This window comes from Streptomyces botrytidirepellens (genome assembly GCF_003721215.1).
Lineage (GTDB): Bacteria > Actinomycetota > Actinomycetes > Streptomycetales > Streptomycetaceae > Streptomyces > Streptomyces himastatinicus.
In genome coordinates this window covers 49361-61227 of the sequence record NZ_RIBZ01000230.1, presented here as the reverse complement: position 1 = coordinate 61227, position 11867 = coordinate 49361, and the positions used below count along the sequence as shown (strand labels likewise).

Annotated in this window: 13 protein-coding genes and 1 pseudogene; 5 read left to right on the top strand and 9 right to left on the bottom strand. The window is 71.7% G+C overall.

The features are described from left to right. The 6 genes and pseudogenes from EEJ42_RS17585 to EEJ42_RS17560 all read right to left on the bottom strand — a co-directional run. A pseudogene (locus EEJ42_RS17585) lies at positions 1 to 415 on the bottom strand (beta-ketoacyl-[acyl-carrier-protein] synthase family protein); the annotation flags it as partial. Next, entirely contained in the window at positions 412 to 684 is a 273-nt protein-coding gene (locus tag EEJ42_RS17580) for a phosphopantetheine-binding protein (protein ID WP_123100866.1), read from the bottom strand. The pseudogene EEJ42_RS17585 and the gene EEJ42_RS17580, both read right to left, overlap by 4 nt. Beyond that, a complete protein-coding gene (locus tag EEJ42_RS17575; protein WP_009713973.1) occupies positions 681 to 953 on the bottom strand; it encodes an acyl carrier protein in 273 nt (90 codons plus the stop codon). The genes EEJ42_RS17580 and EEJ42_RS17575 overlap by 4 nt, the downstream gene beginning before the upstream one ends. Positions 954 to 993: 40 nt before the next feature. Further along, positions 994 to 2385: a class I adenylate-forming enzyme family protein gene (locus EEJ42_RS17570; RefSeq protein WP_123100865.1), complete on the bottom strand. Its 1392-nt coding sequence runs from the start codon at positions 2383 to 2385 to the stop codon at positions 994 to 996. Further along, positions 2385 to 3425, bottom strand: coding sequence for a 3-dehydroquinate synthase II (locus EEJ42_RS17565; RefSeq protein ID WP_123100864.1), 1041 nt, complete (start codon positions 3423 to 3425; stop codon positions 2385 to 2387). Before EEJ42_RS17565 ends, EEJ42_RS17570 begins: the two co-directional genes overlap by 1 nt. Continuing rightward, positions 3422 to 4228 carry a 2-amino-3,7-dideoxy-D-threo-hept-6-ulosonate synthase gene (locus tag EEJ42_RS17560; protein ID WP_123100863.1) on the bottom strand — a complete coding sequence of 269 codons (807 nt, stop codon included), beginning with the start codon at positions 4226 to 4228 and terminating at the stop codon, positions 3422 to 3424. Before EEJ42_RS17560 ends, EEJ42_RS17565 begins: the two co-directional genes overlap by 4 nt. A gap of 222 nt (positions 4229 to 4450) precedes the next feature. On the opposite strand from EEJ42_RS17560, the gene EEJ42_RS17555 reads away from it, so the two are divergent. Genes EEJ42_RS17555 through EEJ42_RS17545 form a run of 3 tightly spaced genes read left to right on the top strand, consistent with a single transcriptional unit; the run spans position 4451 to position 7465 of the window. Further along, positions 4451 to 5047, top strand: coding sequence for a flavodoxin family protein (locus EEJ42_RS17555; RefSeq protein WP_484422008.1), 597 nt, complete (start codon positions 4451 to 4453; stop codon positions 5045 to 5047). Continuing rightward, positions 5044 to 6603, top strand: a complete 1560-nt coding sequence (locus EEJ42_RS17550; protein WP_123100861.1) for an MFS transporter — start codon at positions 5044 to 5046, stop codon at positions 6601 to 6603. Before EEJ42_RS17555 ends, EEJ42_RS17550 begins: the two co-directional genes overlap by 4 nt. Then, on the top strand, positions 6563 to 7465 hold the full coding sequence (locus EEJ42_RS17545; RefSeq protein ID WP_123100860.1) for a LysR family transcriptional regulator: 903 nt from the start codon (positions 6563 to 6565) through the stop codon (positions 7463 to 7465). Before EEJ42_RS17550 ends, EEJ42_RS17545 begins: the two co-directional genes overlap by 41 nt. Positions 7466 to 7509: 44 nt before the next feature. Here EEJ42_RS17545 and EEJ42_RS17540 read toward each other — a convergent pair whose 3' ends face one another. The 3 genes from EEJ42_RS17540 to EEJ42_RS17530 all read right to left on the bottom strand — a co-directional run bounded on the left by EEJ42_RS17540 (position 7510) and on the right by EEJ42_RS17530 (position 10402). Continuing rightward, positions 7510 to 8868 (bottom strand): sensor histidine kinase, encoded by a 1359-nt coding sequence (locus EEJ42_RS17540; protein ID WP_123100859.1) that lies wholly within the window; start codon positions 8866 to 8868, stop codon positions 7510 to 7512. Next, positions 8865 to 9569 (bottom strand): response regulator transcription factor, encoded by a 705-nt coding sequence (locus EEJ42_RS17535; RefSeq protein WP_123100858.1) that lies wholly within the window; start codon positions 9567 to 9569, stop codon positions 8865 to 8867. The genes EEJ42_RS17540 and EEJ42_RS17535 overlap by 4 nt, the downstream gene beginning before the upstream one ends. Before the next feature lie 68 nt (positions 9570 to 9637). Further along, entirely contained in the window at positions 9638 to 10402 is a 765-nt protein-coding gene (locus EEJ42_RS17530; RefSeq protein WP_123100857.1) for a thioesterase II family protein, read from the bottom strand. A 197-nt stretch (positions 10403 to 10599) separates the two neighbouring features. Here EEJ42_RS17530 and fabD point away from each other — a divergent pair, with 197 nt between their 5' ends. Together fabD and EEJ42_RS17520 are read left to right on the top strand one after the other, a co-directional pair. After that, a complete protein-coding gene (fabD, locus tag EEJ42_RS17525; protein WP_246096836.1) occupies positions 10600 to 11595 on the top strand; it encodes an ACP S-malonyltransferase in 996 nt (331 codons plus the stop codon). Continuing rightward, positions 11592 to 11849, top strand: a complete 258-nt coding sequence (locus tag EEJ42_RS17520) for a phosphopantetheine-binding protein (RefSeq protein ID WP_123100855.1) — start codon at positions 11592 to 11594, stop codon at positions 11847 to 11849. The genes fabD and EEJ42_RS17520 overlap by 4 nt, the downstream gene beginning before the upstream one ends. The last annotated feature ends 18 nt before the right edge of the window (positions 11850 to 11867 follow it).

The window sequence follows — 11867 nt, the reverse complement described above, 5'->3', positions numbered from 1 at the left end:
CGGGAGACGCCCCGCCGCCGCGCTCGCCAGGCGACGGTGTGCCGCCCCGCGCGCCGGGAGACGCCCCGCCGCCGGGCGCGCCAAGGGACACCGTGCCGTCGCGCGATGCCGTGGCGCGCCAGAAGTGGGTCAGGGCGGTGAAGTCGCCCGCGGTGCCTACCAGGACCGTGGCCTCCGTGCCCGGCCGCAGCCCGGCCATCCCGGCTGCCGCCCCCGCCACCTCGGCCAGAACGTCCCGCAGCGGGGCAGCCGCGCCACTCGCCGCGGCCACGTTCGTACGGTACGGGCCGGGGTCGAATCGCGTGATCGGGGCGAACGCGGGCCTTCCGTCGAACACGCCCTCCCGCAGCGCGTCCGCCCCGGTGCCGAAGGCCGTGCGTACGCCGAAGCCCGTCAGCAGCACCTCATGGCTCATGAACGGTCCGCCAGGTGATGGTCATTCAGGTAGTCGGTGATCCGCCGTACCGAGGTGAACTCGGCGAGGAACGCCTCGGCCGGTTCGATCTCCACGCCGTAGCGCAGCTCCAGCTGGTGCAGGAACCACACCAGGCCGAGCGAGTCCAGCGCCAGGTCGGCGTCGTCGTCCATCGCGTCCGGCAGCGCGGCGAAGATCTTGGGGTCGGACAGCAGCTCCCGTACCACGTCAACGGTGATACGCGGTCGGGCCTCGGATTCCGCGGTCATGCCGTGGCGCCCCGCTTGATGACGTCGTCCACCAGGTCGCCGAGGTTCATCGCGCCGACCGGTTCGAAATCGGTGTCCGGGAACTTCACGCCGAACCGGCGCTCGATGCGCAGGACCAGCTCGATCAGGCTCAGCGAGTCGATGTCGATGCCACCGGTGCCCAGGGGGCTGTCGTCGGTGATCGTGTCCGCGTCGAGCGGGTGGTTCATGTCGTCGCTGATCGTGCTGAGCACGAACTGGCGGATCTCCTTCTCCAACGTCGTCTGCATGGTGCGAAACCCTTCTGTGGCAGCGGGAGTTGGGGTGCGATCAGTGGCCGGGGGAGCGGGCGAGCAGGGCGTCGCGACGGCGGATGAGCTTGCCGTTGGACGTGCGGGGCAGGTCCGGGAGGACCTGGATGACGCGCGGCACCTTGTAGTCGGCCAGCCGGTCCCGGCACCAGCGCAGCAGTTCCCCGGCCGAGGGCCCGTCCGGTTCGGTGGACACGTACGCCTCGGTGGCACCGGCGTGGACGACGACGGCGCCGCTGACCCCGGGGTGGTGGCGCAGCACGTCCTCCACCTCGGTCAGGTCGACCTTGAGGCCGCCGATGACCACGAGGGAGTCGCCGCGGCCCAGCAGCCGCACGCCGCCGGTGGCATCCAGCTCGGCCCGGTCGCGGGTGTGCAGCCAGCCGTCGGCGTACCGGCCGCCACCGGAGGCGTGCAGATACGGGGAGCCGTCCGGCAGCAGGACGTCCAGCTCGCCGTCGTGGATGCGCAGCCGCACACCGGGGGCCGCCCGCCCGACCGTGGGCCTCGAAGCGCCGCTGACCTCCATCGCGATGACGCCCGTCTCGGTGGTTCCGTACGATTCGCCGACTCCGATGCCGAACCGGTCGGCGAACCGCGCGGCCGTCTCCGGGGGCATGATCTCGCCGCCGGACACCGCCGCGCGCAGGGCGGGGAGAGGGGGCAACTCCCGTGCGGTGCTGAGCAGTTCGTAGTGGAAGGGGGTGCCGAATATCGCGTGGACATCGTGGCGCCCGGCGGCGGCGAGGATGTCCTTGGCCGACACCCGGCGGGCGAACACGGCCGCGACACCCGCGGTGAGCGAGTGCAGCACACCGGCGATCAGCCCGAAGCTGTGCGCGGTGGAGCTGAGCAGCAGCACCCGCTCGCCGAGGGTGGGCATGCCGTCGATCCGGGTGAACCGTTCGATCTCGGCGGCCAGGGAGGCCGGGGTGCGCCCGATGACCTTGGGCAGCCCGGTGGAGCCCGAGCTGAACTGCACCAGCCGGTGGTCGGTCGCCGCGGTCCGGCCGTCCGGGAACCGGGAGGTGACCACCTCGTACCGGGGCTCGAACCGCAGCGGTGCGCGGTCCGCCGTACCGGCGCTGACCAGGAACTGCGGGTGGCACAGGGCGCGCAGGGCTTCCACCTCGGACGGTTTGAGCCGGTGGTCGATCAGCATCACCTGGGCGCCCAGCCGCCACAGCGCGAGCAGCACCTCGATCTGGGTGAAGCTCGGCGGTATCCGCAGCATCACCGTGGTGCCCTCGCCGATGCCGTACTCGGCGAAGACGTCCGCCTCGGTGGCCGCGGCGGCGCGCACCTCGGCGCGGCTCACCGGGTGGTCGCCGTGCACGAGGTAGGGCAGGTCGCCGGGGTGGGCGTCGAACAGCGTCTCGACGAGTGTCCGCATATCGACAGCGCCGCTCATCACTGTTCCCGGCAGAACTCGCCGATGGGAAAGCCCACATGGCGTTGGTCGGTGGCCAGATAGCCGAGGAGTTCGTCGCCGGGCCGCAGCTCGGTGACGTTGTGGACCTTCGCGCCGGGCCCGAGCACCCGTACGTGCCAGTCGTCCTGGACGGTCAGGCTGACCACGGTGCCCTCGGGGGAGCGCCCGGTGATGGTCAGCAGCGGCCGGGACTCCAGCTTGGCGCGGCCGATCAGGACGGGGCGGGTCCGGCCCTCGGCGTCGACGGCCAGCGTGGTGCGGCCCGCGCGCAGTTCGCTGAGGTAGTTGGTGCGGTTGTCCGGGCCGAGTACGTAGGAGTGCAGGGCGCCCGCGTTGACCCGGAAGGGGCGGGTCGGCATGTAGGGCAGCGGGTGGGTCTCGCTACAGCACAGGATGAAGCCGGTCGAGTACGAGCCGACGAGGATGCCCTCGTCCTCGGCGAAGTGGCTGCACGTGTCCACGCACACCCGGTCGCCGAGGCCGTGGTGCTCGATGCCGTCGACGGTCAGCGTGGTCAGGTTCAGCGGTGCCGTACCGGCCTCCAGCAGCCGGGCCAGCGCGAACACCTCACCGGCGTTCGAGGGGGCCAACAGGACGCCGTCCGAGCCGCGTTCCAGCACGTCGAGGACGGTGGCGGCCTCTTCGAGGTCCGCGCACACCGTGATCAGCTTGCCCTCGGAACGGTCCGCGGCGGCGAGCACGATCTCCAGCGGGATCTTCGTCGGGTCGGCGAAGCGGACCACGGTGAAGGGCAGCGCCACGGCGGCGGCGCACGCCAGCCGCAGGGACGGTTCGTCGTGGACGTCGACCCAGCCCGCGGTGTCGGCGTCGAGGCCGTGCAGCTGCTTCTCGTCGGTCACCGGGGTGGTGGTGACGCCGGTGACGGTCGGGGGCAGCGCTTTGAGTACGGATTCGTCGTCGCTGAGCACGCCCTGCATCCGGGTGTGGATGGCGGCGTCCACGACGGACTCCAGCGTGTCCTGCGGAACGGTTCTGAGGTCGATCCAGGCGAACTTCATGCGGCACCTGTCGCAATCGTCGGGGGATGGGGGGCCGTTCCGGCGTCGGCGGCGTGGACGACGGCCGCGAGCCGTAACACCAGCGAGGCGGGCGAGGGCGAGGTGAAGATCCGGCGGCCGACGGCGAGGCCGCGGCAGCCGGCGAGCATCAACGAGGTCGCGTGGCCGATCAGGTCCGAGCCGTCGGGCGGGCCGCCCGCGGCGAGCACCGGCAGCGGGCTGCTGTCCACCACCTCGGCCATGCGGTCCACCGGCAGCGCGACCGACGTCTTCACCAGGTCGGCGCCGAGATCCGCGGCGATGTTGACGGCGTGGGCGAGCAGCGCCGGGTCGTGCGGATCGGCGATCCGCGGGCCCCTCGGATAGATCATCGCGAGGAGCGGCATGTTCCATGTGTCGCACGCGGCGGCGACGGTTCCGAGGTCGGTGAGCTGCCGGTGTTCGGTGTCCGAGCCGAGGTTCACGTGCACGCTCACCGCGTCCGCGCCCAGCCGTACGGCCTCTTCCACCTCGCCGACGAGCACCTTGGCGTCGGCGTCGGCCGCGTACACCGTTCCGGCGCTCAAGTGCACCACCAGCGCGCAGTGGCGCAGGACGCCCGGTGCGATCATGCGCGCCCGGCCCTTGTGGACGACGATCGCGTCCGCGCCACCGTCCACCAGCGCGCTCAGCAGCCCGTTCCAGCGGGCCTGGGGCACCACCGGTCCGTCGGACACACTGTGGTCGAGCGGGACGAAGAGATATCTGCCGTCCCCCACGGCGGAGAGCCTCCGCATCCGGAGTGATTTACCCACATCGGTCATGTGCCGGGAACACCTCTTCCAACGGGTGGACGGTGCTTCGGGATTGCCGGGTCAGAATGGCACGCCCGTGCGAAGGCGAGCAGATATCGAATCTCCATCACTCCGCGGTTATGCGGCTCTGAGAAACCTCTGAGACTCCTGTGGCAGGCTGGCCGACGCTTCGCGGACACCCCCTGGAACCGGACCCGGAACGGCGTTTTCGAGGAGGCCGGCTTGACCGCCCTGACCGACCCGGTACACATCGCCATCGCCTGCCACGGCGGACGCGGACACACCGCCACGTTGGGAGAATCCGTACGCGCCGGGGCGAGCCGGGCCCCGGACACCAAGGTCACCCTCGTCCGGGTCGACCGGATCACCGATGAGGACTGGCGGCTGCTCGACGAGGCCCACGCGATCGTCTTCGGCGCGCCGACGTACATGGGCACGGCCTCCGCCGCCTTCCACACCTTCGCCGAGACCAGCGCCCGGCGCTGGCTCACCCGCCGCTGGCAGGACAAGGTGGCGGCGGGATTCACCAACTCCGGCTCCATGGCCGGGGACAAGGCGGGCACCCTCGGCTACTTCGCCACCCTCGCCGCACAGCACGGCATGCTCTGGGTCACCCTCGGCCTGCCCTCCGGCTGGAACTCCACCCGCGGCAGCGAATCCGACCTGAACCGGCTCGGCTTCTACCAGGGCGCGGGCGCGCAGTCCCCCGTGGACGACCGGTCGGGCACGGTGCACCCGTCCGACCTCGCCACCGCGGAACACCTCGGCCACCGGGTCGCGGAGGTCACCCGGACGCTCGTCGCGGGCAGACGAGCGCTGACACCGTGACACACCGGTCCACGCGCCCGTGGTGGACCGTGGCCGTGGCGGTCCTGGCGCAGACGCTGGTCCTGCTGGACAACACGGTCCTCAACGTGGCGATGGAAACCCTCGCCGACCCGGTGCGCGGGCTCGGTGCCTCCTCCGCGGAGCTGGCGTGGGCCAACGCCTCGTACTCGCTGGTCTTCGCCGCGGGCAGCTTCGCCGGTGGCGCCCTCGCCGACCGCTACGGGCCGCGCCGCACCCTGACCGCCGGGCTGCTGCTCCTGGCCGTCGCCTCCACGCTGGCCGCGTTCTCGCCCGGCGCCACCGAACTCATCGTCACCCGTGGGTTCATGGGCGCGGGCGGCGCGCTCATCACCCCGGCCACGCTCGCGCTCGTCACCCGCGGCACCGCGCCCGCCCACCGCACCCGGGCCATCGCGGTGTGGGCCTCCGCCGGTGGCGCGGCGGTCGCGCTCGGGCCGGTGGTGGGCGGTGCGCTGCTGACCCGGTTCTGGTGGGGCTCGGTGTTCCTCGTCAACCTGCCGGTGGTGGCCGTATGCCTGGCCGGTGCGGCGCTGCTGGTGCCCGAACTGCGGTACGCCGAGCGCAGGGTGCTCGACCCGGCGGCGCTGCTGCTCTCCGTCCTGGGTCTTGGCCTGGTGGTGTACGGCGTCATCCAGGGCGGCCGCCCGTCCGGCTGGTCGAGCCCGGCCGCGCTGCTGCCGCTGGTGGCGGGGCTCGCCCTGCTGGCGGTGTTCGTCACGACGCAGAGCCGCCGCGAGGCTCCGGGGTTCGACGTGCGCCTGTTCACCGAGCCGCGCTTCGCGGGCGGCAGCGTGACCCTGCTGCTGCTCTTCTTCGGCCTGGCCGGGCAGCTCTTCTACTGCGCCTTCTACCTGCAAGGGGTGCACGGCCTGTCGGCGCTGGCCGCCGGGGCCGTGATGGCCTCCGCCGCGGGCGGCATCGTCCTCGGCAACCAGATCTCCCCGGGGCTGGCCCGGCTGCTGACCGTCCGCTGGTGCGCGGTCGCCGGAGTCCTCCTGTCGAGCGCCACCTTCGGCGCCTACGTGTTCTTCGACGCCGACACCCCGGTGGCCGCGATCGCCGCGGTGCTGCTCGCGCAGGGCGCCGGTATCGGGCTGGTGGTCGCGCCGATGACGGCGGAGATGATGGCCGTCCTGCCCGCGCGGTACACCGGCGCGGGCGCCGCCATCAGCGCCGCCACCCGGCCCGTGGGCAGCACGCTCGGGGTCGCGGTCCTGGGCTCGGTGCTCGCCACCTCCTACCGCGGGGAGATCCGGCCCGCGCTCGACGGTCTGGCCCCCGGGCTGCGGGACCGGGCGCTGGACTCCGCGGAGGCCACCCGGGCGGTGGCGGCGTCGCTGCACCGGCCCGATCTCCTCGCCGCCGCCGACCGGGCCTATCTGCACGCCCTGTACGTCACCGCCACCTGGACGGCGCTGCTGTCCCTGGCCGGTGCCGTGCTCGTCATCGGCTATTTCCGGCCACGACCATCACCGACGGAGGCAGGAAGTGGATATGGGTCTGCGCCACCTGCGGATCGTGCTCACCGTGGCTGAATCCGGCAGTATCAGCCGCGCGGCCGCCACGCTGAAAATCGCGCAATCCGGCCTCTCCACCCAACTCAGACGGATCGAGCAGGAGTTGGGCGGGCCGCTGTTCCGGCGCCGCCCGCAGGGTGTCGTACCGACGGAGCTGGGCGTCCATGTGGTGGGCCGGGCCCGGGAGTTGCTCGACGAGTTCGGGGATCTGCTCGCCACGGCGCGTACGCTCGCCCAGCCGGCCGAACCGCCGCAGGCCGTCGCGCTGGGCGGCGTGGACAACCCCTGGGTGCCGCGGATCGCCGCCCTCATCCGAGAGCGGCTGCCGCACCACGAACAGCTGACCTATCTGGAACCCTCCTCCCAGGCCGTGCTGGAGCTGCTGCGCACCGAGAAGATCGCGCTCGCGGTCATCAGCGAGTTCCCCGACGTCGGGCCGCCGGCGGTCCGCGAGTTCACCGTGCGCGACCTGGGCACCGAACCCGTGCTCATCGGACTGGCCCCCGGCCACCGGCTGGCCCACCGGCAGCTGATCACCCTCGAAGAGCTGGCCGACGAGATCTGGGTCGCCCCCGGAGACCGCTCCGACGGCCTCGGCCTGAGCCTGCGGATCGCCTGCGAGCGGGCCGGGTTCACCCCGCGGTTCCGGTACTTCGGCGCCGACCAGACCACCGCGGCGGCCATCGTCGGCGCCGGGAACGCGGTCGGCGTCTTCGTCGGACCGGACGACCGCTGCCCGGGCATCACCCTGAAGCGGCCGGCAGGCGGGCGGCTGTGGCGCCGGACCCGGCTGGTGTGGGCGCCGGGCTCGCCGCTGGCCGGACTCGCCGAGGACATCGACGGCGGCGCGCTCGACTGGTGCCGCCCGCGGGTGTCGTGAGCGCGGGCGTGCGTATTGCCGTCGGCGGAGCGCTCGGACGGGGCTCAGCGCCCCGGGCCGCCCGGCTGGCGGGCCACCACGGACAGGCACGCCGAGATCGACCGCTGCCGCGGAATCGCGTCACTGGTGGTGTCACCTGCCGCGTCGCCCGTCACGTCCGCCGTCCGTGCCGCCGGGAGTTCGACGGTGAACAGCGCGCCGTGCCCCGGCCGCCCTCCGGCGGTGATCCGCCCCCGATGGCTCTCGACCACCTCCCGGGCCAGCGCCAGACCGAGCCCGAACCGCCTGCCCCGCCCGGCCGTCCCCCGGGCGAACCGTTCGAAGAGGCGATCGGCCTCCTCGGGCGCGAACCCCACCCCGGTGTCGCGTACGGACAGCGACACGACACCGGGACGCGGGGCGTCCACGGACACCACGACCTCCCCGCCGGGCGGGGTGTGCCCCATCGCGTTGTCGACCAGCGCGGCGATCACCCGGCGCAACGCCGGTGCGGTGCCCATCACCACATGCGTCCCCTGGCCCTGCCGCAGCCGCACGGCCAGCCCCATCGATTGGGCCCGCGCGTCCTCCGCGGCCACCGCCTCCTCGGCGAGCGAGGCGACGTCCACCGGATCGCGCGACCCCGGCGACTGGGACAGCCGCGCGGACAGCAGCAGGTCGTCGATGACGTCACCGAGCTGCCGGGTCCCGGTCACCAGGCGCTGGAGGTCGGCCGTCAGCTGCTGCGGGCACTCCGCACCGGAGCAGCGGCGGGCCATCAGCTGGGCGCGGGTGTGCAACTGGGTGAGCGGGGTGCGCAGTTCATGACTGGCGTCCGCGACGAACCGCCGCTGCCGGTCCAGGGCCTCGGACAGCGGCGTCATCGCCCGCCGCGCGAGCATGCCGCTCGCCGCGGCGACGAGCAGCAGGCCGATCGCCTCGGCCGTCGCGAAGGCCAGCAGCAGATGCTCGCGGTCGGCGCGCTGGAACCGTTCGCCGTACGCCGCCTGTACGACCGCGTCGCCGCGCCACGCGGTGCGCACCGTGTACTGCTCACCGCCGCGCTGCACCCGCTCCAGCACCGGGGGCGCGCCCGCGCGGACCGCGGTCAGGCTGGACTTCACGGGCAGGCCGTCCGGGATGCCGCGGGTGCTGCGGACCACCCCGTCCCGTTCCACGGTGATCCACATGCAGACCGGCGGGCTGTCGACGGTGTTGTGCCGGATGCCCCACTGCGTCTCGCGCTCGGCGTCGGCGCGTTGGGCGAACAGCACAACCGAGTAGACGATGGCCACGACCAGCAACATGATCACCGACATCACCAGCGAGATGCGCAGGGTGATCGACCACTGGGCGGAGGCGAGCCCGCGCCGCTCGGGGCTCGGGGCCGTACGGCGCGGGAGGCGGACCGGAAGGGAGATCACAGCGTGCCCATCTGGTAGCCGCGCCCCCGCACGGTACGGACGACGTCACGGCCCAGTTTCCGCCGCAGATAGTAGACATACGTGTCGACGATGGACTCCGCCGAGGTATCGGGAAACACGCGCTCGCGCAGGTGGGAGCGGTCGTGCACCCGCTTGGGGCCGTCCGCGAGCGCGTGCAGCAGGCCGAACTCGCGCAAGGACAGCTCGACGCGGCTGCCGTCGGCGAGACAGACCTCGTGGCGCCGCAGGTCCAGCTGCCCGCCGTCCCCGTCGCCGAGCGGCAGGACTTCGGCGTCCGCGAGGTCGCGCCGGTGCAGGGCCCGCACCCTGGCCAGCAGTTCGTCCACCTCGAAGGGCTTGACCAGATAGTCGTCCGCTCCGGAGTCGAGGCCGGTGACCCGATCGCCCAGCTCGCCCAGCGCGGTCAGCACCAGGACCCGGGTGGTGACACCGACCCGCCGTAATCGCTTCACCAGGTCCAGGCCGTCCAGGCCGGGCAGCATCCGGTCGACGACCATCACCTGATGGCGTCGGCCGAGACCGAGATGGAGCCCCCGGTGGCCGTCGAATGCCACATCGACGGCGTAGCCCTCTGAGACGAACAATTCGGCCAGCATGTCTGCGGTCTCCCGGTCGTCCTCGACCAGTAACAGCCGTGTCTGATCCGCAGTCGACCGTTGTGTATCGGCTGGGTAGATCATTCGCTCATCTTGGCAGCCCCGCTCCGGGGGCGGAGCGTACTATCTCGGCCGTCGGCCGGACCCCGCGGCTACAGCGCGCGCCGGATGGCCTCCGCCACCGTGTCGACGTGTGCGGAGAGCGCGAAGTGACCGCCGCCGAGGTGGAGGCGTTCGCGGACGTCGACGACATCGGCCCAGGCAGCGACCTCGGCGGGGGAGAAGACCGGGTCGTCGTCCGCGGCGACGAGGAGGACCGGGGACTTGGTCCAGGCGCGGTCGGTCATGGCGGCGAGGCCCTCGCCCAGGAGGAGGTCGGACCGCAGGGGCGGGAGGAGATATTCGGCCACCAGGGCGTCGTCCAGTTCGGCCAGCCCGGGGGTGTCCAGGGAGCGCAGGAAGGCGAAGAGGTCGTCGGTGTCGAGTTCGGCGGCCGGCTTGCCGAGGGGCTGCCGTACGAACCGGCCGGGAACCGGCCATGCGGAGAGGACGACGAGATCCGGGGGCGCGGGCGCGCGGGTGGCCAGGAGGTGGGTCATGGCGGCGCCCAGGCTGTGGCCCATGAAGATCAGCCGCCCATCGGTGGGCGGCAGCTTGTCGAGCGCGGCGAGGACGCCGTCCACGGCCTCCTCGGGCACGGTGACGGCCGGTGTGCGGCGGCGGTTGGCCCGCCCCGGGGGCTGGACGGCCCAGACGTCGGCCTCCGGGAGTGCGGCGGCGAAGGCGTGGAAGAAGGTGGCGGAGCCGCCCGCGGGCGGCCAGCACACCAGCCGGTCCCGGCGCTCCGGAGCCACCGCGGCGGACTGGGCGGGGGGTCGCAGCGGCTGGAGCCAGGGATCGGTGATCGGGGCGCTCATGGTGTGACCTTCCGGTGGCGCGGTCGCGTGATGGAGGGGGGCGCGGGGCGGGAATTCAGTAATCCTGTGGTGCGCGGTGGCTGTCAAGTACGCGAATTAGTCAGGGCAGTCTCAATTCTGTCGCTGTCCAGGGAGCACTAGGGACATCACTAGTTTGGCAAAATGCGACAGTGTAACGTTCGCCACATGAGTGCCCCTTGCATGCGTCGACGCGTTTCCTCGATGCTGATTTAGGGCCGACCTCATTAACCGGCCCTTCTTCTGGTGTCCACCTGAAAGGCGCCATGGTTTTCGCGATTCTTTTCCCCGGGCAGGGTTCGCAATTCCGGGGAATGGGCAAGGATGCCTTCGAGCGCTATCCCGGACTCACTCAATTCGCCTGTGACGTACTGGACTACGACCTTGTCGCCCTGTGCCGTGACAACCCCGACGACGCGCTGTCCCGCACGGAATACACACAGCCCGCGCTCTACACCGTCAACGCGTTACAGATGTTCGAGCGCACACGGCGCGAGGAACAACCCGCCGACTGCTATCTCGGGCACAGCCTCGGCGAATACAACGCCCTGCTGGCCGCGGGGGTGTTCGACTTCGAGACCGGCCTCAGGCTCGTCAAGAAGCGGGGCGAGCTGATGGCGGCGGCCTCCGGCGGCGGCATGACGGCCGTGATGGACACACCGGCGCCACGACTGCTCGACATCCTCGGGCAGGACGGCGTCGAAGGTCTGGACATCGCGGGCTTCAACACCGACGCGCAGCTCGTCATCGCCGGTCCGGCCGAGGCGCTGCGCGCCGCCCACGCCTCGTTCAAGGAGCGCGGCATCCGGTTCGCGCCGCTGCGGGTCAGCGCGCCGTTCCACTCCCGGTACATGGAGCCGGCCCGCGCGGAGTTCGAGCGCTACCTCAAGGAATTCACCTTCGCCGAGCCCACGGCCGAGGTGGTTGCGAACGTCAGCGGACGCCCGTACGAACAGGGCGCGATCGTGGCGACGCTGAGCCGGCAACTCGTCGAACCGGTGCGCTGGACGGACAGCGTCCGCCATCTGCTCGCCCGCGACCCCCGGTTCGCCTGCGAAGAAGTGGGCGGAAAATCGCTCCTTCGCATGGTGGAGAAGATCCGTGCGGCCGCGGTTCCCGACCCGTCCCCGATCGAGAAACCCGTCCCCGACCGAGAAATCAGGGCCCTGATATGAGCAGGACAGAGAAGATCCAGCAGTACCTCGAGGAACGCTTTCTGGTCGAGTTCGGCGGCGACTTGGACGCCGACACCGATCTCTTCAAGGCCGGGGTCATCGACTCCTTCGGCTACATCCAGCTCATGAACTTCCTGGAGGACGAGTTCGCGTTCCAGATGGACGAGGCCGACATCCTCACCGATGTCTTCGTCTCCCTCTCCTCGATCGACGACTTCGTGGCCCGCAAGCTCGCCGAGCCGAACCCCCGGTAACTCGCCGAGCCCGACCCC

Coding starts and splice junctions, on each gene's coding strand:
- EEJ42_RS17575 (WP_009713973.1), bottom strand. CDS start 953: ATGCAGACGACGTTGGAGAAGGAGATCCGCCAGTTCGTGCTCAGCACG.
- EEJ42_RS17565 (WP_123100864.1), bottom strand. CDS start 3,425: ATGAAGTTCGCCTGGATCGACCTCAGAACCGTTCCGCAGGACACGCTG.
- EEJ42_RS17580 (WP_123100866.1), bottom strand. CDS start 684: ATGACCGCGGAATCCGAGGCCCGACCGCGTATCACCGTTGACGTGGTA.
- EEJ42_RS17520 (WP_123100855.1), top strand. CDS start 11,592: ATGAGCAGGACAGAGAAGATCCAGCAGTACCTCGAGGAACGCTTTCTG.
- EEJ42_RS17530 (WP_123100857.1), bottom strand. CDS start 10,402: ATGAGCGCCCCGATCACCGATCCCTGGCTCCAGCCGCTGCGACCCCCC.
- EEJ42_RS17570 (WP_123100865.1), bottom strand. CDS start 2,385: ATGAGCGGCGCTGTCGATATGCGGACACTCGTCGAGACGCTGTTCGAC.
- EEJ42_RS17545 (WP_123100860.1), top strand. CDS start 6,563: ATGGGTCTGCGCCACCTGCGGATCGTGCTCACCGTGGCTGAATCCGGC.
- EEJ42_RS17560 (WP_123100863.1), bottom strand. CDS start 4,228: ATGACCGATGTGGGTAAATCACTCCGGATGCGGAGGCTCTCCGCCGTG.
- EEJ42_RS17535 (WP_123100858.1), bottom strand. CDS start 9,569: ATGATCTACCCAGCCGATACACAACGGTCGACTGCGGATCAGACACGG.